The sequence below is a fragment of the Pedococcus sp. KACC 23699 genome, assembly GCF_045348425.1.
Lineage (GTDB): Bacteria > Actinomycetota > Actinomycetes > Actinomycetales > Dermatophilaceae > Pedococcus.
On record NZ_CP157483.1, the window covers coordinates 2692261 to 2713483 of the forward strand.

General features: G+C 72.6%; 20 protein-coding genes. 12 read left to right on the forward strand and 8 right to left on the reverse strand.

The features are described from left to right. Positions 1 to 10: 10 nt before the first annotated feature. From ABEG17_RS12725 to ABEG17_RS12735, 3 genes are all read right to left on the reverse strand, one after another. Positions 11 to 289: a GlsB/YeaQ/YmgE family stress response membrane protein gene (locus tag ABEG17_RS12725; RefSeq protein ID WP_406829856.1), complete on the reverse strand. Its 279-nt coding sequence runs from the start codon at positions 287 to 289 to the stop codon at positions 11 to 13. A 237-nt stretch (positions 290 to 526) separates the two neighbouring features. Continuing rightward, positions 527 to 751: a DUF3107 domain-containing protein gene (locus ABEG17_RS12730; protein WP_406833193.1), complete on the reverse strand. Its 225-nt coding sequence runs from the start codon at positions 749 to 751 to the stop codon at positions 527 to 529. Positions 752 to 827: 76 nt separating this feature from the next. Continuing rightward, positions 828 to 1484, reverse strand: coding sequence for a TetR/AcrR family transcriptional regulator (locus tag ABEG17_RS12735; protein WP_406829857.1), 657 nt, complete (start codon positions 1482 to 1484; stop codon positions 828 to 830). A gap of 76 nt (positions 1485 to 1560) precedes the next feature. Here ABEG17_RS12735 and moeB point away from each other — a divergent pair, with 76 nt between their 5' ends. From moeB to ABEG17_RS12755, 4 genes are all read left to right on the forward strand, one after another. Beyond that, on the forward strand, positions 1561 to 2760 hold the full coding sequence (gene moeB, locus ABEG17_RS12740; protein ID WP_406829858.1) for a molybdopterin-synthase adenylyltransferase MoeB: 1200 nt from the start codon (positions 1561 to 1563) through the stop codon (positions 2758 to 2760). Positions 2761 to 2771: 11 nt separating this feature from the next. Further along, positions 2772 to 3119, forward strand: a complete 348-nt coding sequence (locus tag ABEG17_RS12745) for an MGMT family protein (protein ID WP_406829859.1) — start codon at positions 2772 to 2774, stop codon at positions 3117 to 3119. A gap of 87 nt (positions 3120 to 3206) precedes the next feature. Beyond that, positions 3207 to 6398 (forward strand): ATP-dependent helicase, encoded by a 3192-nt coding sequence (locus ABEG17_RS12750; RefSeq protein WP_406833194.1) that lies wholly within the window; start codon positions 3207 to 3209, stop codon positions 6396 to 6398. Next, complete coding sequence (locus ABEG17_RS12755; RefSeq protein ID WP_406829860.1) at positions 6395 to 9748, forward strand: ATP-dependent helicase; 3354 nt, start codon at positions 6395 to 6397, stop codon at positions 9746 to 9748. Before ABEG17_RS12750 ends, ABEG17_RS12755 begins: the two co-directional genes overlap by 4 nt. 48 nt (positions 9749 to 9796) lie before the next feature. Here ABEG17_RS12755 and ABEG17_RS12760 read toward each other — a convergent pair whose 3' ends face one another. After that, complete coding sequence (locus ABEG17_RS12760) at positions 9797 to 11239, reverse strand: phosphotransferase (protein WP_406829861.1); 1443 nt, start codon at positions 11237 to 11239, stop codon at positions 9797 to 9799. 101 nt (positions 11240 to 11340) lie between these two features. Between ABEG17_RS12760 and nudC the strand changes: the two genes are divergently transcribed. Next, entirely contained in the window at positions 11341 to 12204 is an 864-nt protein-coding gene (nudC, locus tag ABEG17_RS12765) for an NAD(+) diphosphatase (protein WP_406829862.1), read from the forward strand. A gap of 51 nt (positions 12205 to 12255) precedes the next feature. Here nudC and ABEG17_RS12770 read toward each other — a convergent pair whose 3' ends face one another. After that, complete coding sequence (locus tag ABEG17_RS12770; protein WP_406829863.1) at positions 12256 to 12519, reverse strand: glutaredoxin domain-containing protein; 264 nt, start codon at positions 12517 to 12519, stop codon at positions 12256 to 12258. Positions 12520 to 12623: 104 nt separating this feature from the next. Between ABEG17_RS12770 and ABEG17_RS12775 the strand changes: the two genes are divergently transcribed. From ABEG17_RS12775 to ABEG17_RS12805, 7 genes are all read left to right on the forward strand, one after another. Beyond that, positions 12624 to 13070: a PPOX class F420-dependent oxidoreductase gene (locus ABEG17_RS12775; protein WP_406829864.1), complete on the forward strand. Its 447-nt coding sequence runs from the start codon at positions 12624 to 12626 to the stop codon at positions 13068 to 13070. 70 nt (positions 13071 to 13140) lie between these two features. Next, entirely contained in the window at positions 13141 to 15333 is a 2193-nt protein-coding gene (locus tag ABEG17_RS12780) for an ATP-dependent DNA helicase UvrD2 (RefSeq protein ID WP_406829865.1), read from the forward strand. 137 nt (positions 15334 to 15470) lie between these two features. Then, on the forward strand, positions 15471 to 15725 hold the full coding sequence (locus ABEG17_RS12785; protein WP_406829866.1) for a hypothetical protein: 255 nt from the start codon (positions 15471 to 15473) through the stop codon (positions 15723 to 15725). Positions 15726 to 15976: 251 nt separating this feature from the next. Beyond that, complete coding sequence (locus ABEG17_RS12790) at positions 15977 to 16264, forward strand: WhiB family transcriptional regulator (RefSeq protein ID WP_406829867.1); 288 nt, start codon at positions 15977 to 15979, stop codon at positions 16262 to 16264. After that, entirely contained in the window at positions 16261 to 16437 is a 177-nt protein-coding gene (locus ABEG17_RS12795) for a hypothetical protein (protein ID WP_406829868.1), read from the forward strand. Before ABEG17_RS12790 ends, ABEG17_RS12795 begins: the two co-directional genes overlap by 4 nt. 104 nt (positions 16438 to 16541) lie before the next feature. Beyond that, a complete protein-coding gene (locus tag ABEG17_RS12800; protein WP_406829869.1) occupies positions 16542 to 17792 on the forward strand; it encodes an alkaline phosphatase family protein in 1251 nt (416 codons plus the stop codon). Then, entirely contained in the window at positions 17735 to 18070 is a 336-nt protein-coding gene (locus ABEG17_RS12805) for an alkaline phosphatase family protein (RefSeq protein WP_406829870.1), read from the forward strand. Before ABEG17_RS12800 ends, ABEG17_RS12805 begins: the two co-directional genes overlap by 58 nt. A 52-nt stretch (positions 18071 to 18122) precedes the next feature. Here the strand turns inward: ABEG17_RS12805 and ABEG17_RS12810 are convergent, their stop codons facing one another. From ABEG17_RS12810 to ABEG17_RS12820, 3 genes are all read right to left on the reverse strand, one after another. Next, positions 18123 to 18713: a hypothetical protein gene (locus tag ABEG17_RS12810; RefSeq protein WP_406829871.1), complete on the reverse strand. Its 591-nt coding sequence runs from the start codon at positions 18711 to 18713 to the stop codon at positions 18123 to 18125. Further along, on the reverse strand, positions 18710 to 19525 hold the full coding sequence (locus tag ABEG17_RS12815; protein ID WP_406829872.1) for a hypothetical protein: 816 nt from the start codon (positions 19523 to 19525) through the stop codon (positions 18710 to 18712). The genes ABEG17_RS12810 and ABEG17_RS12815 overlap by 4 nt, the downstream gene beginning before the upstream one ends. Positions 19526 to 19683: 158 nt before the next feature. Continuing rightward, entirely contained in the window at positions 19684 to 21207 is a 1524-nt protein-coding gene (locus tag ABEG17_RS12820) for a peptide ligase PGM1-related protein (protein ID WP_406829873.1), read from the reverse strand. Between the last annotated feature and the right edge of the window lie 16 nt (positions 21208 to 21223).

Here is a 21223-nt window from a genome sequence, read left to right on the forward strand (position 1 = left end):
AGCGGCAGCCTCAGGCGTGGTTGACGCCCTTGCGGCCGGTCATGCGCTCGTAGATGACGATGAACACGGCTGCCAGGACGACGCCCGCGAGGAACGGGATGATCTCGAACCCGCCGTTGGAGTTGTTGTAGCCGAGCTGGTAGACGATAAACGAGCCCACCAGGGAGCCGAGGATCCCCAGGATGATCGTCATCAGGACGGAGATGTTCTGCTTGCCGGGAAGCACCAGTCGCGCCAGGGCCCCGATGATGAGGCCAGCGATGATGGCTCCAATGATCGTTCCAATCATCGTCCACTCCTTCTGCACAGGCTTTCCCCCGTGCTGTTGCTGGGCCGCGGTGCGGCCCTCACGAGGACAACTCAACACCGATATGGGTGGAGTTGCACGCTGGCGGGCCGATCCGCGAGGTCACGGACCGAGAACGATTGCTTCGACTTTGCGCAGGTCAGAGGCCTGCGGTATGCGCGCGGGCGCCTGCCGGCCGGTTGCCGGGACCCCCTCACGGGCGTCCCGGCGAACTGTGGCTCAGCTGTTGCCGAAGCCGACTCCGCGCTTCTCGGGCTCGCCGATCTGCACGTAGCCGAGGGCGCCGGCGGGGATGACGGTGACCCGGCCCTTGTCGTCGGTCAGCGACAGGGGGGCGCCCTTGTCGATGGACGCGGACACTGCCTTGGCGACCTCGTCCGGCGTCTGGGTGGACTCGATGACGACCTCACGGGAGACGTTCTGCACGCCGATCCGGACCTCCACGGTCATGGCCTTTCTCTGAGAAGGTGCACGCGGCACACCTGCCGGTGCGTGACTGTCCTGCGAACTGTCGTCAAGGCTAACCAGCGTGCTCGGGTGAACCTTCCCCGCCCACCTTGGGGAAGGAGCCGAGGCCCCGCCAGGCGAGGGTCCCGACCAGGCGGGCCGCCTCGTCCTTGGGGACGTCGGAGCCCTGGGCCAACCAGTGGCGGGCGCTGACCTGGGCGAGCCCGGTGAGCGCCATACCGAGCAGCGACGCGTCCTCGTCGGGCAGGTTGGTGTCCTCGGCGATGACCTCGGCGACGGCCTCCGCGCACACCAGGCCCACGGCGTCGAGGCGGTTGCGCACGGCGGACTCGTTCGTCAGGTCGGACTCGAAGATGAGCCGGAAGGCGGCGCCGTCGCGGGAGACGAAGTCGAAGTAGGCGGCGATGGAGGCGTAGACGCGCTCCTTGTTGTCGTGGGTCGAGGCGAGCGCCTCCCGCACGAGCATCTCGAGGGCCTCGCTGTGCTTGTCGAGCAGCGCGAGGTAGAGCTCGAGCTTGCCGGGGAAGTGCTGGTAGAGAACGGGTTTGGACACGCCCGCACGCTCGGCGATGTCGTCCATCGCTGCTGCGTGGTAGCCGGACTCGACGAATGCCGCCTGGGCGGCCTCGAGGAGCTGGGCACGACGGGCGGACCGCGGCATCCGCTGACCGCGGGCTGCGTCGGTGCCGGTGTCGGCGCGAAGCGACATGCGTGCCTCTCTCGTGGGGAGGACGCCGCCGGACGGCGGTGTCGGGGCCATCGTACGGGTGGGTAACGTGAGTCACATGGCAATCCCACCGCTGGTTGCGCCCGGTCCCGAGCTCACGGTCGAGCAGAAGGGCCGGTACGCGCGGCACATCCTGCTCCCGGACATCGGCCTGGAGGGGCAGCAGCGGCTGTCCAACGCCAGGGTGCTCGTGGTCGGCGCAGGCGGGCTCGGCTCGCCCGCCCTCCTCTACCTCGCCGCGGCAGGCGTCGGCACGATCGGGGTCGTGGACGACGACGTGGTCGACGCCTCCAACCTCCAGCGCCAGGTCGCCCACGGCGTCGCCGACGTGGGGCGCCTCAAGACCGAGTCTGCCGCCGAGACCGTCGCTGCGATCAACCCCCTGGTCACGGTGGTCCGCCACGACCTGCGGCTCACCGCCGAGAACGCGCTCGAGGTCCTCGCCGACTACGACGTCGTCCTCGACGGTGCCGACAACTTCGCCACGCGCTACCTGGTGAACGACGCCTGTGTGCTGCTCGGCCTGCCGCACGTGTGGGGCTCGATCTACCGGTTCGACGGGCAGGTCTCGGTGTGGTTCGCGGGGTACGGGCCCTGCTACCGCTGCGTCTTCCCCGACCCGCCCCCGCCGGACGCCGTGCCCTCGTGCGCGACGGGCGGGGTCCTCGGGGTGCTCTGCGCCGCGGTGGGCTCGGTGCAGGTCGCCGAGGCGGTCAAGCTCATCGTCGGCCGCGGGGAGACCCTGGTCGGCCGCCTGCTCGTGCACGACGCGATGCGCCAGACCTGGGACTCGCTCACGGTGCGCGCTGACCCCGGCTGCCCGGTGTGCGGCGAGTCCCCGACGGTCACCACGTTGGTCGACTACGAGGAGTTCTGCGGTGTCGGCGGTGCACCCGTCGTCGAGTCGCCCGTCGGGCGCGCCTTCGCCGAGGTGTCGGCGACCGAGCTGGCCGCCCTGCTCGCCGCCCGTGACCGGGGGGAGACGAGCTTCGAGCTCGTCGACGTGCGCGAGCCGGGGGAGCGCGCCATCGTCTCGATCCCCGGCGCCCGTGCCGTGCACCTGGACGAGTTCCGGTCCGGCGCCGCGGCGCGCGACCTGCCCCTCGACATGCCGGTCGTCGTCCACTGCAAGTCCGGCGCCCGTTCGGCGGAGGCGGCGGGACTGCTGGCCGCGAGCGGACGCGACGACGTCAGCAACCTCACCGGTGGGGTCCTCGCCTGGGTGCGCGACGTCGACCCGGCCCTTCCGGTCTACTAAGGAGACGCGAGTTGGTCACGGATGCAACGGGATTCGGTCAGCCCAGCGAGTTCGCGGACGACGTGCTCGAGGTGGTCGACACGATCCCCGAGGGCATGGTCATGACGTACGGCGACATCGCCGAGGTGCTCGGACGCGGCGGTGCCCGCGGGGTCGGGTCGGTGATGGCGAGGTATGGGTCGGACGTGCCCTGGTGGCGCGTGCTGCGCTCGGGTGGGTACTTCCCCCAGGGACTGGAGGAGGAGGCGCTCGCGCACTACCGCTCCGAGGGCACACCCTTGGTGCGCGGCCAGGTCGACGGTCGAAGGGTCGACCTGTCGGTGGCCCGGTGGAAGGACGCCCGCCGTCCGTCGGCGTGAGGAGCGCGGCTGCGAGCCGGGTCGGGGAGCGCCGGTGGGGCGCGGCAGCCGATGTCGGCGCGGGGTGATGGAATCGGCCCCGTGCTGATGCTCCGCCGCGCTCCGAGCCCGGTCGTCGACGCGCCCGCGCTGGACGAGGTCCAGCGGCAGGCGGTCGCCCACCGGGGTGGAGTGCTGCGCGTGCTCGGGGGTCCGGGCACCGGCAAGACCACGACGGCGATCGAGGCCGTGGTGGCCCGCGTCGAGGCAGGGGAGGCGACCCCGGACCAGTGCCTCGTCCTCACGTCCTCACGCATCGGTGCCGGCAGCCTGCGCGAGCGCGTCACCGCACGGCTGGGCCGCACCTCCACCGAGCCGCTCGCGCGCACCCACCAGGCCTTCGGGTTCGGGATCCTGCGCCAGGCCGCTGCCCTGCGCGGTGACCCGGCCCCGCGCCTGCTCAGCGGTCCGGAGCAGGACGTCATCCTCCGTGACCTCCTGGCCGGGCACGCGGACGAGGACCTCGGACTGGTGGCGGGCGCGACCCCGGCACCCTCCTGGCCGAAGACCCTGCACGCCGCCCTGACCACGCGCGGGTTCCGCGCCGAGCTGCGCGACCTGCTCATGCGTGCCGTCGAGCTCGGCCTCGAGCCCGACGACCTGGCTCGGCTCGGCGTCGAGCACGACCGGCCCGAGTGGGGCGCTGCCGCAGAGGTGCTCGAGGAGTACGACCGGGTGACGGCGTTCTCGGCGCCGGGCGCCTACGACCCGGCGTGGATCCTCGGTGCAGCCGCCGACCTGCTCGTCGAGGACCCTGACGCGCTCGAACGGCTGCGGCACGGGCTGCGCCTGGTCGTGGTCGACGACGCGCAGGAGCTCACCTCGGCCGCCACCCGGCTGCTGCGCACGGTGGTCGCTCCCGGCATAGACGTGGTCCTGCTCGGCGACCCCGACAGCGCCGTGCAGACCTTCCGCGGCGCCGACCCGCGCTACCTCGCCGACGGCTGGACCGCGCTCGGTGCGGGCTCCACGCTGGTGCTCCCCACCGCCCACCGCCTCCCGGACGTGGTCCACGCGGCGGCCGCCCGGGTCGCCCCCAAGATCGGTGCGCTCGGTGGCGGGAGCCAGCGGGCTTCCACCCCGGCCCGGGCTGGAGGGCAGGTCGACGTCCGCCTCCTGCGTGCGGTGAGCCAGGAGGCGAGCTTCGTGGCCGCCGAGCTGAGGGAGGCCCACCTGCGGCACGGGCTGCCGTGGTCCCAGATGGCGGTGGTCGTCCGCGGCCAGGGCCGCACCTCGACGTTGCGGCGGGTCCTCATGTCGGCCGGCGTGCCGGTGGCCGGGAGCGCCACCGACCTGCCGGTACGCGACGAGGTGGCGGTGCGTCCCCTCCTCACCCTGCTCGAGGTGGTCCTCGGCATGGCCCGGGTCGACGCCGATCGGGTGGCCCAGCCCGCGATCGCGCCACAGGTCGCGGTCGACGCCCTGCTGTCCCCGATCGGTGGCGCCGACGCGGTGGGCCTGCGGCGGCTGCGTCGTGCGCTGCGCCGGGTGGAGCTTGCCGCCGGTGGGAGCCGCACCAGCGACGAGCTGCTCGCCGAGGCGCTCACCGTGCCCGGTTCGCTCGTCGAGCTGGGCCCCGAGGGCGCACCCGCCCGCCGCGTGGCCCGCACGATCGCCGCCGGGGTCAAGGCCGCGCGTGGCCGGTCCGAGGGCGGCACGTGGCGGTGGGAGCCTGGTGTCAGCGCGGAGTCGCTGCTGTGGGAGATGTGGTCGGCCACGGGGCTGGCTCCCGAGTGGCAGGCGGCAGCCCTGTCCGGTGGCCCGGCGGCGGCCCGCGCCGACCGGGACCTGGATGCCGTGGTGGGGTTGTTCGACGCGGCGGCGAAGTTCACCGACCGGCTGCCGCAGGCGGGGCCGGAAGCCTTCCTCGCCCACATCGGCAGCCAGGACATCCCGGGCGACACGCTCGTGGCACGCTCACCCGTCGGCGAGGCCGTCACCATCACCACCCCGCAGGCTGCTGCCGGGCGCGAGTGGGCCCTCGTCTTCGTGACCGGGGTGCAGGAGGGGGTCTGGCCCGACCTCCGGCTGCGGGGGTCGCTGCTGGGGTCCGAGCGGCTCGTCGACGTCGTCGCGGGGAGGACCTCCAGCTTCCGGGCGGCCCAGGCAGCGGTCCGTTACGACGAGACCCGGCTGCTGCTGGTCGCCCTCACCCGCGCGACGGAGCGCGTCGTCATGACCGCCGTCCGCAGCGACGACGAGCAGCCGTCGGTCTACCTCGACGTCGTCGACCCCGACACGATCACCGAACGCGGTGACCGGCCGTTCGCCGACGTGGCACGCACGATGACGCTGCCCACCCTCGTCGGCGAGCTGCGACGCCAGCTGCTGTCCCAGGACGACAGGACCCGGCGGACGGCGGTCGCAGCGCTGGCCAGGCTGACCCACGAGCGGGTGCCCGGCGCCGACCCCGGCCAGTGGTGGGTGATGCGTTCGGTGTCCGACGAGCGCCCGCTGCGCACCGCCGACCAGCTCGTCCGGGTGTCGCCGAGCAAGGTGGAGGCCTTCGGCAGGTGCGGGCTGCGCTGGCTGCTCGGCTCGGTGGGCGGTGACGGTCCGTCCGTCGGAGCCGCCGACATCGGGACGCTGGTCCACGACATCGCCGCCGAGCTCGGCGACGTCACCGCCGAGGAGATGGTCGCCGAGGTCGACGCCCGCTGGGCCCGGCTCGGTATGCCGTCCGGCTGGGTCTCGGACCGCAAGCGGCTCGAGGCGCACGAGATGGTGCGCCGGCTGGCGCGCTACTTCGACGAGGCGAGGTCGCATGGCTGGACCCGTCTGGGCGCCGAGCTCGACATGAGGGTGACCCTCGGGCGCGCGGTCCTCACCGGCAAGGTCGACCGGCTGGAGGAGGTCACCGACCGCGAGCGCGGGGTGACGGGTCTGCGCGTCGTCGACTACAAGACCGGGAGCAGCAAGCCCAAGGCCGAGGAGCTCGACCGCCATCCCCAGCTCGGGGCCTACCAGCTCGGCGTCGAGCAGGGCGCGTTCCCCGAGCACGGCTCGACCTCCGTCGGCGCGGCCCTCCTGCAGGTGGGAAAGGCCGCGCTGGTCAAGACCACCCTGCAGAAGCAGCAGCCGCTCGCCGAGGACGACGACCCGCGGTGGGCGGCCGAGCTGGTGGCCCAGACGGCCGACGGCATGTCCGGGGCGACCTTCTCGGCCACCGTCGGGGAGTGGTGCAAGCAGTGCCAGGTCAGGTCGTCCTGTCCGGCCCAGCCTGAGGGGAGGGTCCTGTGACGGCACGGCTGTCCGCGCTCGAGGTCGCCAAGGCGCTGGACCAGCCCGAGCCGACGCCGCAGCAGGTTGCCGTCATCGAGGCTCCGATGTCCCCGCTGCTGGTCGTGGCCGGAGCGGGTTCGGGAAAGACCGAGACGATGACCGGGCGCGTCGTGTGGCTCGTGGCCAACGGGTTCGTCGAGCCCGACCAGGTCCTCGGCCTGACCTTCACGCGCAAGGCTGCCACCGAGCTGTCCGAGCGGATCGGCGCCCGGCTGCGGCTGCTGCAGCAGCGTGAGGTCTGGACACCCCGGCCCGATGACGGTGAGACCGATGCCGAGGTGCTCGGCGGCACCCCGACCGTCTCGACCTACCACTCCTACGCCGGGCGCCTGGTGCGCGAGCACGCGCTGCGGCTGGGGTTCGAGTCGGAGTCACGGCTGCTGTCGGAGGCTGCCGCCTGGCAGTATGCCTCCGAGGTCGTCGCCGCCTACGACGGCCCCATGGACGACGTCCCCAATGCCGAGTCGACCGTGACCGCCGCGGTGGTCGACCTGGCGGGGGAGATGGCCGAGCACCTGGTGACCCCTGCGCAGGTGCGCGAGCACATCCAGACCGTCCTGGCCTCGCTCGCCGCCCTGCCACCGGGATCGAGCAGGGGCAAGGACCTCCCGACCGAGACCAAGAAGATGCGCGAGGCGCTCAAGGCTCGAGCCGGGGTGCTCCCGATGGTCGAGCGGTACCTCGCCCTCAAGCGCCAGCGGGACGCGATGGACTTCGCCGACCAGATGGCCCTGGCCGCCCAGCTGGCCCTGACCTTCCCCGACATCGGCTCGATCGAGCGCCACCGGTTCGGGGCGGTGCTCCTCGACGAGTTCCAGGACACGTCCGCAGCCCAGCTCGACCTGCTCCGCGCCCTGTTCGTCGCCCCGGGGGAGCCGGTGCCGGTGACCGCCGTCGGTGACCCGCACCAGTCCATCTACGGCTGGCGCGGCGCGAGCGCGACGACGCTCAGCGCCTTCCGCCAGCAGTTCCGCGACGGCCCGGACCCCGCACCGGTGAGCCCCCTCGCCACGAGCTGGCGCAACGACGAGGCGATCCTCGACGTCGCCAACGCCGTCGCGGCACCGCTGCGCGCGCGATCCGCGGTGCCGGTCGAGGAGCTCGGTGCGCGACCCGGGGCCGGGAGCGGGGCGGTCGACGTCGCGCGCGTCCTCACCGCTGCGGCCGAGGCCGCCCTCGTCGCCCAGTGGCTCACGGACCGCCGAGCCGCGGGGGCGAAGTCGGCAGCAGTGCTGTGCCGCAAGCGATCCCAGTTCGCGGCGATCATCGACGCCCTGGAGACGCGCAACGTCCCCTACGAGGTGGTCGGCCTCGGAGGTCTGCTGCTGACTCCCGAGGTGGAGGACATCACCTCGCTGCTGCACGTGGTGCACGACCCGACGCGGGGCGACCAGCTGATGCGCCTGCTGACCGGTCCGCTGTGCCGCCTCGGTGCCGCCGACCTCGACGGGCTGATGGCCTGGGCGCGGCACCAGCAGGACGTCCGCCAGCAGCATGACCTCCGCCGGCGCGAGGCCGGTGGGGAAGCCGTCCCGGTCCACGACCAGTCGCCCGACAGTGCTGACACCGTGAGCCTCGTCGAGGCGGTCGACGACCTGCCGCCGCTCGGGTGGCGCAGCCGTGACGACCAGGGCGTCAGCGACGTGGCCCTGCACCGACTGGCCGGGCTGCAGCATGCCATCCGGCGGCTGCGGTCGCTGAGCAGCCTCCCGCTGGCCGACCTCGTGGGGGAGGCCGAACGCGCCCTCGGTCTCGACATCGAGGTACTGGCCCGCGAGGGCTACACGCCGGCCGCTGCCCGGGCCCACCTCGACGCCTTCGCCGACGTCGCAGCGACGTTCACCACCAGTGCCGACCGCCCCAACCTCGGCGGCTTCCTCGCCTGGCTCACCGCCGCCCTCAAGGAGGAGCGGGGGCTCGACAAGGGCTACATCGAGTCGTCCACCGACGCCGTGCAGGTCCTCACGGTCCACGCCGCCAAGGGTCTGGAGTGGGAGGCGGTGGCCGTTCCCGGGCTGGTCGAGGGATCGTTCCCGGCATTGGCGTCCGCGGCCAGCCGCGTCGGCGGGGACGGCACCTGGACGCTGTCCACCCCCAAGGGGCGTGGCTGGATCGCCGGCCTGCAGGACGGCGGGATCCCCTACGCCCTGCGCGGCGACGTCTCCGGCCTGCCCCACCTCGACTGGCGCGGCGCGCAGGACTGGAAGGACATCGAGTCCCGGGTGGAGGACTTCCTGCTCACCAGTGGTGAGCACGGGGTCGCCGAGGAGCGCCGGCTGGCCTACGTCGCCTTCACCCGGGCCAAGACCCACATGCTCCTCACGGCGCCGGTGTGGACCGACGGCAAGACGCCCAAGGTCACCTCCCGCTTCCTCACCGAGGTCGTCGACGACACCACGCTGCCGATCCGTCGCCTCGAGTGGGCCGACCTCCCCGACCCGCTCGATGCGGAGGCGACGCAGAACCCCGCGACCGCAGAGGTCGTGTCCGTCCAGTGGCCGGCAGACCCGCTCGCGGCGCGCCGCGAGGCGCTCGCCGACGGGGCCCGGGCCGTGGAAGCCGCGATCGAGGAGTATGCCGCCGGGTCGCCCGTGGACGACGTGTCCGAGCAGGGTCTGCTGCCCATACCGGGGGCGGAGCTCAGCGTGCTGGAGGAGCTCGACCTCCTGCTCGAGGAACGTCGCCGGCACTCCACCCGCAGCGACGTCACCGTGCTCCTGCCGCGGCATCTGTCCGCCTCGGCGGTCGTGGCCCTGGCCCAGGACCCCGACCGGTTCGCCTCGTCGTTGCGTCGACCGATGCCCGAGCCCCCGGCGCTGGCCGCCCGACGCGGGACCGCGTTCCATGCCTGGGTCGAGCAGCACTACGCCCGGGCGGCGTTCGTCGACATCCTCGACCTGCCGGGCAGCGCGGACGACGACCCCGGTGACGATGCCGAGCTCCCCACGATGAAGGAGCACTTCCTGGCCAGCGAGTGGGCCGGGCGGGTGCCCAGCGAGATCGAGATCGCGGTGGAGACGGTCATCGACGGGATCGCCGTCCGTGGACGCATCGACGCGGTCTTCCCGCGGCCCGGCGGTGGCTTCACGGTCGTGGACTGGAAGACCGGGGCCAAGCCGACCGCCGAGGCGGCGCGGATCCGGTCGCTGCAGCTCGCGGCCTACCGCGTCGCCTTCGCCCGTCTGCGCGGGTTGGCGCTCGACGACGTCGATGCGGCGTTCTACTACGCCGGCACCGGTGAGACGGTCTGGCCCGAGCTGCCCGACGACCAGGACCTCGCGGCGCTGCTGGCAGGCGTGCCTGAGTAGGGGCCTCAGCGGTGCCCGGCGGTGCTCAGGGCCTCGGCGGGCAGGATGTCAGCGGCTGCTGTAGCCGGGCTCGTGCTCGGGACCAGGCTCGTCCTCGTCGAACTCGAGCAGGTCGGGCTGCGCCGGTGCGCCGGTCCGGACCGGGATCTCGGTGGTGACGTCACCGCGTTGCCCCACCGCTGCGTCGTCGGGTTCGGTGGTGTCGTCGGGATCGGTGGTGCCAGTGGCCTCGGCGTCCTCGTCGGTCGGGGCCACGTCCGTGGGCTCGCTGTCGTCCGCGGCCGCCTCGACGGCGACAGCGTCGGCGTCGGTGCCCGCGTCCTCGGCACCGTCTTCGTCTTCGTCTTCGGCGTCCTCCACCTCGGCGTCGGAGACGTCCTCGGAGACCCGGTGCCCGGCGTCGGCCTCGGCCACCTCGATGTCCTCGTCGGCGGTGCGCGCGAACATGACGGCGACGTCCTCGTCCTCGTCGTCGCCCTCGTCGACGACCGGCGGGACGACCACGCGCGAAATCGGACGTGCCGCGCTGAGCGCCTCGCGCCGGTAGTCGTTGTTCGCCTCGTCCTGGGCGTGCAGCTGCTCGTCGAGGCGACGCAGGGTGGCGGCGTGCCGTTCGACGAGGAGGCGGTCGCCCCCGCTGACGGCGGCCATGAGCTCGCCGAGCGCCCGCATCTGCGCCACGAGCCTGGCTCGCGTCACGAGGTGCGGGTCGGGCCGCTCGGAACGGGCGTGGGCGTAGGCCTCCATGAGCGTCTCGAGCGCGCCCTCCGAGGCCTGGGTCACCAGTGCGGAGAAGTCGTCGGCGGGGTCGGCGACCTTGGCGTCCTCCCAGCCGGTGAAGGCCCTGACCCGACCGGTGGACGCGTCCTGGTCGTCGTCGAACACCACGAGGACCTGGTCGCCGGTGAGGTCGCCGTGGGTCGGGGTGGGCGCGAACCGCCACAGCACGACGTCCTCGAGCTGCTTCTCCCACCGGGTGAGCAGACCGGTCGGCACGTGACCGGTGGCAGCCGCACGGTCGAGCTCGGTGAGCCGCCGGGTGCGGTAGGTGTCGGCGTCGTAGGCGGGGAGACCGGCTTCGTCGAAGAGCCCGTGGTCGGTGTTGTGCAGGGCGGCGATCGAGCGGCCGAGCTCGGCCGCGAGCCCGGGCCCGGCGGGCAGGGCTGCGAAGTCGAGGTTCTGCCCCGGCAGGTAGGGGTAGATCGCTGCCCGGCCACCACCCTTGAGCGCCGCGAAACCCTTGGGGGTCGGCACGCTGAACGGCAACCGGCGGGCGAGCAGCGCCAGGAGGCCGAAGGTCGCCTCCATCTGCGCCGCAGCAGCCTGGGTCCGGGGCACCCGGATCACCCAGCGGCGGTGCTGGGTGTCCTGGACGAACGCGACGTCGTACTGGTGGTCTGAGGTGCCGGGCAGGGCTTCGACACTGGCAGGGTCGAGTCCCGGTACGGCCGCACTGGCCAGTGCGGCAAGGAAGAGGGGGCTGCGGTCCACGCGCCCACCGTATGCCGATCGGGCGCGCCTAGGGTGGAGGCGTGGGCTCCTTCGCCAAAACTCTCCCGAATCTCTCTCTCGCCAGGCCCGGTCTGGACCGGATGGCGGACCGCCGCACCGACGACGACCTGCTCCCTGGCCTCCTGTCCGACCCCTCGACCCGGGTGCTCGAGCTGCGTGGTGACCGCGCCGACGTGGTCGAGGACGGTCATGACGTGCGACTGGCGCTGCGCGCCCCGGAGTCCCAGGACCGACGACGACTGGGGCTGTTCCTCGGCGCGGACGGTGACGGCACCGCATACGTCGCGGTCGTCACCGAGCCCCCTGCGGCGGCGACGGACCACGAGGACGACGGCCGGACCCTGCGGCAGGTGGGGGCGCTGCTCGGCGACCGGGACGCAGCGCTGTTCACCACGGCGCTGGCACTGGCCAACTGGCACCGGGTGCACCCGTTCTGCCCGAGGTGCGGCGCGCCGACGGAGGCTGTCGCGGCGGGATGGCTGCGCCGGTGCACCGTCGAGGGCAGCGAGCACTACCCGCGCACGGACGTCGCGGTGATCATGTCGGTCGTCGACCCGGACGACCGCCTGCTGATGGCCCGGGGTGCGGGCTGGGGCGAGGGCCGGTTCTCGGTGCTCGCCGGCTTCCTCGAGCCGGGGGAGAGTCTGGCGGGGGCGGTGGCACGGGAGGTCCGTGAGGAGGTCGGGCTCGAGGTCCACGGGATCGAGTACCTCGGCGACCAGGCGTGGCCGTTCCCGACCTCGTTGATGGTGGGGTTCACCGCGCGCTCCACCGGCGCCGAGCTGACCCTGCAGGCGTCCGAGATCGCCGAGGCGCGCTGGTACACCAGGGTGGAGCTGCTGGCCGCGGTCGCCGACGGCTCGCTCGCGGTGTCGTCCCGGCTCTCGATCGCCCGCCGCATCGTGGAGCACTGGCTCGGGCACGAGATCGCCGACGTGCCCTGATGGGCACGCCGGCGAGGACGACTGCTGGGCGCCGGGCCGGCGCCGGAGGGGTCAGGAGGCGAGGCGCTTCTTGACCTCGTTGATCGAGGGGTTCGTGGCGGCGGTGCCGTCCGGGAAGAGCAGCGTCGGGACGGTCTGGTTGCCGTCGTTGACGTCCATGACGAACTTCACGGCCTCGGGCACCTCTTCGATGTTCACCTCGGTGAACGCGATGTTCTCGCGCCCCATCTGCGCCTTGAGGCGGTTGCAGTAGCCGCACCAGGACGTGGTGAACATGGTCACGGAACCGGGGGCCGGAGCCTTGAGGGACGACATACGGAGGCGCTCGCTCTCTGGATGGGGGATGGTCGAACGGTCCAACGACGACGGGTCCTGCAATCTTCCGCTGCACGACCGGTCGTCTGTGTCCATGATGGCTCATGGCCCCCACAGCGCTCGACCCGTCCCTGCTGGACCTCGCAGCCCGGCACCACCTCGGTGGGCTCGCCGCACTCAAGCGCGACGGCCGCCCGCAGCTGTCGATGGTCAACTACGCGTTCGACCCGGCGGCCGACGGAGGCCCCACCGTCAGGGTCTCTGTCGTCGACGGCCGGGCGAAGGTCGCGAACCTCCGCCGCGACCCGCGAGCCTCCCTGCTGGTCACCTCGGGCGACGGCTGGTCGTATGCCGTCCTCGAGGGCGACGCGGAGCTGTCGCCGGTGGCGCGTCGCGAGGACGACGACACCGTGGAGGAGCTGGTGGAGCTGTTCCGCACCATCCGTGGTGAGGACCACCCGGACTGGGACGAGTACCGGGCGGCCATGGTGGGCGATGGGCGACTGATCCTGCGGATCCGGGTGGGGCGGGTCTACGGCCTGGTGCAGTGAGCGGTACGGCTCGTCCCCGACCCTCACCTCGCGACTGCGGTGTCACCGGCGTCTGACAGGATCGCGGACGATGCCCCACCAGCCCTCGCCCCTGTCGCCGTTCGGTGCCCTCGCCCCCTCACCGGACGACGTGCTCGCCGCGCTCGACCCCGAGCAGCGCGAGGTGGCAGCGCACCCGCTCGGCCCCATGTGCGTGCTGGCCGGAGCCGGGACGGGCAAGACCCGGGCCATCACCCACCGCATCGCGTACGGCGTGCACTCCGGTGCGTACCAGCCCCAGCGCGTGCTGGCGGTGACCTTCACCGCCAGGGCTGCCGGCGAGATGCGCACCCGCCTGCGCGACCTCGGCGCCGTCGGCGTCCAGGCCCGCACCTTCCACGCGGCCGCCCTGCGCCAGCTGCACTACTTCTGGCCGCAGGCCATCGGTGGTGCCGCGCCCGAGGTGATGGCCCAGAAGGCCGCGGCCGTGGCCCAGGCCGCTGCCTCGTTGCGACTCGACCTGGCCCGTGACCGCACGGCGATCCGTGACCTCGCGGCGGAGATCGAGTGGGCCAAGGTCTCGATGCTCACCCCGGAGACGTATGCCGCCGCAGCCCGCGCCGCCCGTCGCGAGCCACCGGGCCTCGACGCCACGGCGATGGCGCGGGTCCTCGAGGCCTACGAGCAGGTCAAGACCCAGCGTGGGGTCATCGACTTCGAGGACGTGCTGCTGCTCACGGTCGGGATCCTGGCCGAGCGCGAGGACATCGCCAGGGCGGTGCGCTCGCAGTACCGCCACTTCGTCGTCGACGAGTACCAGGACGTCAACGCGCTCCAGCAGCGCCTGCTCGAGCTCTGGGTGGGCGAGCGCGAGGACCTGTGCGTCGTCGGCGACCCGGCCCAGACGATCTACTCGTTCACCGGCGCCAGCCCTCGCCACCTCCTGGAGTTCCCCACGTCCCGGCCCAAGGCCACGGTGGTCCGCCTGGTCCGCAACTACCGCTCGACACCCCAGATCGTCGGGCTCGCCAACCTCCTCGTGAGGGGGCCGTCCGGGGCCATGCGCAGCAACGCCGTGCAGCTGCAGGCCCAGGCCGCAGACGGCCCCACCCCGTCGCTGACCGCGCACCCCGACGACCCCGCCGAGGCTGCCGCCATCGCCTCGGAGATCGCCGAGCGGGTGGCCAAGGGCGTCTCGCCCGGTCAGATGGCGATCCTGTTCCGCACCAACGGCCAGTCCGAGGCCTTCGAGTCGGCCCTCTCCGAGCGCGACATCCCCTACCTCGTGCGGGGCGGCGAGCGGTTCTTCGCCCGCAAGGAGGTGCGCGACGCGATCCTGCTGCTGCGCGGTGCCGCTCGCTCCGACGACGGGTCCATCGCCCTTCCGGAGCTCGTCCGTGACGTCCTGCTCGGCGCCGGCTGGACCCGGGAGGCCCCGGGCGCCGGGGGCGCTGCCCGGGAGCGCTGGGAGAGCCTGGCTGCCCTGGCCGCCCTCTCCGACGACCTCGTGGCTGCTGGCCCGGAGGCGCGGCTGCCCGACTTCATCCGTGAGCTCGACGAGCGGGCCGCCGCGCAGCACGCGCCCGCCGTGCAGGGCGTCACCCTGGCGTCGTTGCACGCCGCCAAGGGGTTGGAGTGGGATGTCGTGTTCCTCGCGGGCGTCTCCGACGGCTACCTGCCGATCGCCATGGCCGACACCCCGGAGGGCATCGAGGAGGAGCGTCGGCTCGCCTACGTCGGCGTCACGCGGGCTCGCCAGGAGCTGCGCCTCTCGTGGTCCGGTGCCCGCACCCCGGGTGCCCGCGCGAGCCGTCGACCCTCCCGCTTCCTCGACGGTGCGGCCAGCATCCTCGGCGAGGGTGCCCGGTCGCAGCCGAAGAGCTCCTCGGGCGGTCGCCGCTCCGGGGGCAAGGCGGGCAAGCCGGCGCTGCCTGCGCACTGCCGCTCGTGCGGCACCGAGCTGACCACCGCCGCCCAGCGCAAGACCGGGCGCTGCGAGGACTGCCCGCCGACCTACGACGAGGCGACCTTCGAGCGGTTGCGCGAGTGGCGACTGGCCGTCTCGCGGGCGAGCAGCGTGCCCGCATACGTGGTCTTCACCGACGCCACGCTCACCGCGATCGCGGAACGTGAACCCACCTCGGAGGGGCAGCTCGCCCAGATCTCGGGGGTCGGGGCGCGCAAGCTGGGGCTCTACGGCGAGCAGGTGCTCGCCGTCCTCGGCGGGGCGACTGCTGACGATGTCATCGAAAAACGTTCTGCTGCAACGGATTCCGGCGAATAGCCAGTCGCTCGCCAATCTGTTCGAGCTTTTCTCGTTAAATCCGTTGCTGTCATGACAAGCGCTGCCCTACCCTTGACGAGCACGCCCGGGCGGTACCTCGACCCGGACCCACGACACCACGAAGGAGGGTTGGCCCCATGGAGAACATCACGATGACGATCGACGCGACGCACATGTTCCGCGTCCGTTCCGTGTGCCCCGAGGCCGGCCGTCAGCTCCTCGTCAGCACCCGTGGACGGGTTTCCCAGCTCAAGGGGATCGCTGTGCCCACGTCCGTCGCCTTCGGCGCCGGCTCCGATGTCCAGGCCCCGGTGGGCTACACCGGCGGTTTCGACGCCACCCCCAGCACCAAGGATCTCGCGTTCCGTCCCTTCGGAGAGCCACCTGTCTAGGCCACCAGCCAGCAGGCCCCTCCAAGGCCGCGGAACCCGACATCCGGGATCCGCGGCCTTTTTGTTTGTCCCCACGGATTTCTTCCGCTCCACGTTCGGTCAACACCCGGCAGGAAGAAGCAGCACCGCATGAATCAGCTCGACAGCACCGAAGAGAACAGGCCGGCCCCCGACCGGGGACCCGTCGGCCAGAACGCAACGAAAACCCTCGCCACCACCGTGGCGGGACGACGAGAGGGAGGTGACACCCGATGCAGTTGAGCGCAGTCCACGACCTGTTCGAGCAGGCCGCGACCGCAGGCGCCGGCATCCCGTGTCGAGAGAACGACGCCGAGATGTGGTTCGCGGAGAGCCCGGCCGACGTCGAGTTCGCGAAGTCGCTGTGCCACACGTGCCCGGCCCGGTTGGCCTGTCTCGCAGGGGCCATCGACCGTGCCGAGCCATGGGGCGTCTGGGGCGGTGAGCTCCTGGTGCAGGGAGTCGTCGTCGCCCGCAAGCGCCCCCGTGGCCGTCCGCGCAAGAACCCGGTCGCCGCATGACCACACCCATCGTCCACCACCCACGAACCAGGAGCTTGACCATGTTCCAGGCCTTGTACGCCGACCTGGCGCGCGCTCATCGACAGCGTCGCCAGCAGGACTACCAGCGCCGGCTCGAGGCGAAGGCGCAGCACGACATGCTGCTCGCCATGCCTCGCATGCTGGCCCGGTGACCCCGGCCCGCGAACCCGCCGGGACCCCCGCTCTGGGGAGGTCCCGGCGGGTTCTTCCTTGTCTTCAGACCTGTCCGGCTCCGGGTCGCGCCTAGGCTCGCGCCATGTCCCACTCCCCGGCGCCCGCCACCTCCCTCCAGCGGGTCGTGCAAGCTCTCACCGGCCCGGACCTCGCGGCCGTCGTCGACCTCGTGGTGTGGGTGGAGGATGGCGCAGCGATGGCGGCCAACCACCTCGGGTGCGTGCGCCTGCACGCCGACGGGCGCCGCGAGGTGGTCGCCGGCGAGGACCCCGTCCCCGACACCAGCCCGATGGCCTTCCTGCCCCACGCGGGTGAGCTCGCCGCTCGCGGTCCACTGGTGTCCACCGACAACGCCTACCCGTATGCCGCGCAGCGGATCCTCTCGTTGTTCGCCGATGCCGACCGGAGCCCGGACCTGGCCGTGGTGCACACGCCGCGCCACTACTTCCCCGACGAGGGCGGACACACCGGCGAGCACGGGTCGCTCGACGTGATCCAGTCCCGAGCGCCCCTCGTGCTGTCGGGTCCGGGGGTCCAGCGGCTCGGCCTCGTCGAGGCCCACGGCCGGCTCGTCGACGTGGGACCGACCCTGGCGGTCCTGGCCGGCGTGCCCGAGGAGGACCTGGTCGACGCCGAGGGTGCGTCGCTCGACGGAGTGGTGCTGGCGGCATACCTGGCGGACCACCCGGCCGACGGAACGGTCGGCCCGGCCGCCCCTGTCCACCCCCGTCGGGTCGTGGGCATCCTCTGGGATGGCGCCCCCTGCGGAGAGCTGCTCGCGATGGCCGAGGCCGGTGAGCTCCCCGGCGTCGCGCGGCTCATCGAGCACGGGCTCGCCCTGACCGGTGGCGCGGTCGCGGAGTTCCCTAGCGTCACGCTGACCAACCACACCTCGATCCTCACCGGCGTGGGACCGGGACGGCACGGGGTGCTGGGCAACGTCTTCTACGACCGTTCAACGGGGGAGCGGGTCGTGCCCAACGACGCCGCGACCTGGCACCGCAGCGCCGAGTGGCTCAGGCCCTCGGTACGCACCGTCTTCGAGATGGTGAACGACCATGCGGGGGAACGAAGCTCAGCGCGGACGGCAAGTGTCGACGAGGCGATCGACCGCGGCGCCGACTACGGCACGATGGCGTTGCTGCGGCAGGTGGGCGGGTTCGATGCGGCCACGGGGCAGGGTGGCGTGCTGCCGGATGCGGCGGCCTCGCCGTTCCTGACCAACCCCCAGCACCTCGGGGACAGCTACTTCCACTGGGGGTGCAGGTCGACGACATGGGTCTGCAGCAGGTGCTGCAGCTGTGGGAGGACCCGGCGACGGCGCCGACCCTGACCTGGTGGGCCAACGTCGTCACGGATGCGGGGCACCACGGTGGCGGACCGGGCTCGCAGATGGCCCGGGACTCGCTGCGCCAGAGCGACGCCCGGCTGGTGGCGTTCCTCGACCACCTCGACCGCCTCGGGGTGCTCCACGAGGTGACGTTCCTCCTCACCGCCGACCACGGTTTCGAGGGCACCGACCCGAGCGTCACCGGGTCGTGGACACCGGCCCTGGAGTCCCTCGGCATCCCCTACCGCGACGAGGGACCCGGCTTCGTCTACCTCCTCTGAGGGCAGGCGGGCCGGTGGCCCCACGGTCGCCGTGACGGGTCCGGCAGCCTCCTCAGTGAAGGGCCACCTTCAACAGGGCCACCAGGAGTCCGATGCCTGCACCGACGGCGGCGCTCGCCACCCTGCCCCAGGTGCTCAGCCCGCTCCGTACCCCGGCGAGGTAGCTGTAGCCGGTCAGCAGGACGATGGTGGCAACCAGCGCAACCCACGCCGCGGTCCTCAGCCGCGCACCCCCGAGCTCGGCGAGCAGCAGGATGACGATGGGCAGGACGGAGGCGCCGGCGATCGGCCAGGTCTCCGCGAGGGCGAGGCGCAGCGCGATGAGCGGGTGGTGACCGAGTGTGATGGAGGCGCTGAGCGTGCGGGCGTGCAGGTGCGCCAGCCAGTAGACGAGCACGGTGCCGAAGATCGCGGTGCACAACGCGCCGGTCGAGTGCAGGTGCCCGGCGCCGTAGGCGATCACGGCCGCACAGACGACGGTCCCCGTGAACACGCCCTCGCTGCCGCTGAGCAGACCGAGCCGATCCCAGACCGACCGCTCACCGCGCGATGGCTGCTGCGCCGTCTCGGCGTGCGGGTGGCCGTCGCGGTTCTCGTCGTCCGGCGACGGCGCGCCGGGGACCCGGTCGGGACGAGGTGTCACGGTGGGGGCGCCGAGTCGGTGTGGTCGGGAGTCGAGGGCCCCAGCGCGGCCACGAGGATGGCCTCGACACCATCGAGGTCCAGCGCCCACTGGTCGTGGCTTCCCGGACCGGCCAGCGCCTCCAGTCGATGGCTGGCCGCGCGGGTCGCATCGCGCAGCTGCTGCGCCCGCGCAGCGTCCTCCTGGTTGGCCGCCGACGACGAGAGCACGGTCAGCTGGTCTTCCGCAGAGGCTGCTCGCGGCGCCGAGATGTGCCATCCGCCGACCACCTCGCCCACCGTCCGCGAGGTGCGCAGCTGCGGGACGAGCTCGCGGGCGAACCACGCCACCTCTGCCTCTGCGGCCGCCAGACGGGTGAGCCACTGCCGCCGCCTGCGCGCCCTCACCACGAGCCAGGTGGCGACCGCGGCAGCCACCACCAGGAGCCCGACGAGGAGCCACGTCGTCGTTGCCCCGTTGTCCTGCGCCTGAGCGGGTTGCCCAGCCGAGGCGACCGAGGACGGCGACGACAAGGGCGACGCAGACGGCTGCGTCTCCTTCGGGACGGTCGTGGCCTGCGTCGTGGACTGCGCCGTGGTCTGTGGCGATGTCGACCGGGGTGGGCGAGAGGCGGACGTTGGCTGCGACGGGCCAGGTCCGGAAGCCGTCTGCTCCGGCGCGCCAGAGGTGCGGGAGGAGCTGGGCAGCGTACGCGTGGGGGAGGGCGACGTGGTCGCCGACGGGAGGTTCGCGGCCCCCTGCCCACCCTTGCAGGCCGCCAGGGGCCACAGCGCGAAGACGCAGAGGACCGCGCAGAGGGCACGTCGAAGCATGCAGACCTCCCCCTACCGCCGGGCCCCCGGCCGGGCCACCACGTCGCCGCCGGGCATCGATCCCCAGGCGTGCCAGGCACCCTGGCCGCAGCACGAGTGTGGATCGCGGACGCATGCCAGGCCTCACCCCCGATGGGTGAGACCGGTGGACGCCGAGCTCACGCTGGGGTGAGGCCCTGCGCGGTTTCTCCCGGCACGCCGATGACCGCCACCGCTGCCCGGTGGAGCTCTTCGGCGTGGTCGGCGGACCGGCCGATCGCCGTGAGCCCGATGACCCCGTCGATGTCGAGTCCCACCAACATGTGCAGGACCGTGCCCGTGCCGGAACCCGGATCGAACTCGAGCCCGGCCGTTCGCACAGCACCGATGAGGTCATCCGCGGGACGTCCGCTCCAGGTGGGTGCGGCCAGGTTGTCCGTCGCGAAGTAGCAGCGTTGGGCCCCGTGGCCGACCGACCAGATGCCCGCTGCGGCGTCGTAGCGTCCTGGCACCAGGCTGTGCAGCAGGGAGAGGGGGTGCGAGGTCCCGCCCTTGCGCAGGTTGATCTCCAGGCCGTGGACGTCCCAGCGTGAGGACGACGACCGGGATGCCACGAAGTCGACCGAGAACCGGCCCATGGCACCGTGCTCTGCCAACGCCTCGCCCATCGCCTCACCGTGGACGGTGAGCTGGTGGCGGTAGCCGGGCTCCGCCGGGAACCGGCACCCCAGGTAGACCTGCCCGCTGGGACCGCCGAGGAGCTGCTCGTGGGTGGCGATGACCTCGACCCGGTGCGGGGGCGCGATGTCGACCTGCACGCTCGGACTGGCGCGCTGCCGCCCCGTGATGAGCTCCTCCACGACGGCTCCGCCTGCCAGCTCGGCCAGGAACCTCGGGTCCAGGGCCTCGACCGCGGCCCGCAGCTCGGCGGCGGTGGCGCAGGAGGCGAACCGGATCGTGCGGTTGCCGTGGCCCGCCCCGCTGTTGTCCAGCTTGATGACCACCCCCGTGGTGCGGGGGTGCTCTTGCCGGACTTCCGAGACCGCCGCGAGGACGTCGCCCACGCTCCGTACGTCTTCTCGTCCGAGGGGGAGGGGCACACCGGCTCCGCGCATCAGCTTGCGCCCGTTGCTCTTGAAGCCGAGCGACCACAGGCTCGGGGGCGTCCCGTTGAGCGGCAGCCCGAGCCGGTCGGCCAGTTCCATCTCCAGGAGCGTGACGTTCCACGGCTCGATGTACGCCAACCTGCCGCGCGTCATCGCCCCGATCACCGCCACCAGGTCCGGTCGGTCCAGGAGCTTCGCGGTGATCGACCGGTGGGTCCGGTCAGGGACCTCGACGAACCGGATCCGTCGTCGTGTGTCGCGTCGGTGCTCGGGTGGCAGGAAGGCCAGGTAGTACTCGAGGACGCGCTCGGAGGGTCGTGTGCTGACGACGAAGACCATCTCCGATCCCGGCACCTGCGGAAGCCTCAGCAGTGCCAGCAGCTGACGGTGCTCGAGGGCAGGGATCCGTGGTCCGTAGTGCGCCACCAGCGACGTGCTCATGCTGTACGACGGGAGGACGACCACCGTGTGCGGCACGTGGGACCCCGGCCGGTGGGCCGCCATGGCCCGAGCCAACCCGGCGTGCGGGTCGAAGGCTTCCATGTGGCTCCCCTCGTGGGCGACCGGGACGACCATCCCCGCGCCCGGGTGGGGCACGGATGACCTGGCTCGG

Bases quoted from the DNA above. Each gene is read 5' to 3' on its own strand.
- ABEG17_RS12725 (WP_406829856.1), bottom strand. From the start codon at position 289: ATGATTGGAACGATCATTGGAGCCATCATCGCTGGCCTCATCATCGGG.
- ABEG17_RS12735 (WP_406829857.1), bottom strand. From the start codon at position 1,484: ATGTCGCTTCGCGCCGACACCGGCACCGACGCAGCCCGCGGTCAGCGG.
- moeB (WP_406829858.1), top strand. From the start codon at position 1,561: ATGGCAATCCCACCGCTGGTTGCGCCCGGTCCCGAGCTCACGGTCGAG.
- ABEG17_RS12750 (WP_406833194.1), top strand. From the start codon at position 3,207: ATGCTCCGCCGCGCTCCGAGCCCGGTCGTCGACGCGCCCGCGCTGGAC.
- nudC (WP_406829862.1), top strand. From the start codon at position 11,341: ATGGCGGACCGCCGCACCGACGACGACCTGCTCCCTGGCCTCCTGTCC.
- ABEG17_RS12770 (WP_406829863.1), bottom strand. From the start codon at position 12,519: ATGTCGTCCCTCAAGGCTCCGGCCCCCGGTTCCGTGACCATGTTCACC.
- ABEG17_RS12775 (WP_406829864.1), top strand. From the start codon at position 12,624: ATGGCCCCCACAGCGCTCGACCCGTCCCTGCTGGACCTCGCAGCCCGG.
- ABEG17_RS12780 (WP_406829865.1), top strand. From the start codon at position 13,141: ATGCCCCACCAGCCCTCGCCCCTGTCGCCGTTCGGTGCCCTCGCCCCC.
- ABEG17_RS12785 (WP_406829866.1), top strand. From the start codon at position 15,471: ATGGAGAACATCACGATGACGATCGACGCGACGCACATGTTCCGCGTC.
- ABEG17_RS12790 (WP_406829867.1), top strand. From the start codon at position 15,977: ATGCAGTTGAGCGCAGTCCACGACCTGTTCGAGCAGGCCGCGACCGCA.
- ABEG17_RS12795 (WP_406829868.1), top strand. From the start codon at position 16,261: ATGACCACACCCATCGTCCACCACCCACGAACCAGGAGCTTGACCATG.
- ABEG17_RS12800 (WP_406829869.1), top strand. From the start codon at position 16,542: ATGTCCCACTCCCCGGCGCCCGCCACCTCCCTCCAGCGGGTCGTGCAA.
- ABEG17_RS12805 (WP_406829870.1), top strand. From the start codon at position 17,735: ATGGGTCTGCAGCAGGTGCTGCAGCTGTGGGAGGACCCGGCGACGGCG.
- ABEG17_RS12815 (WP_406829872.1), bottom strand. From the start codon at position 19,525: ATGCTTCGACGTGCCCTCTGCGCGGTCCTCTGCGTCTTCGCGCTGTGG.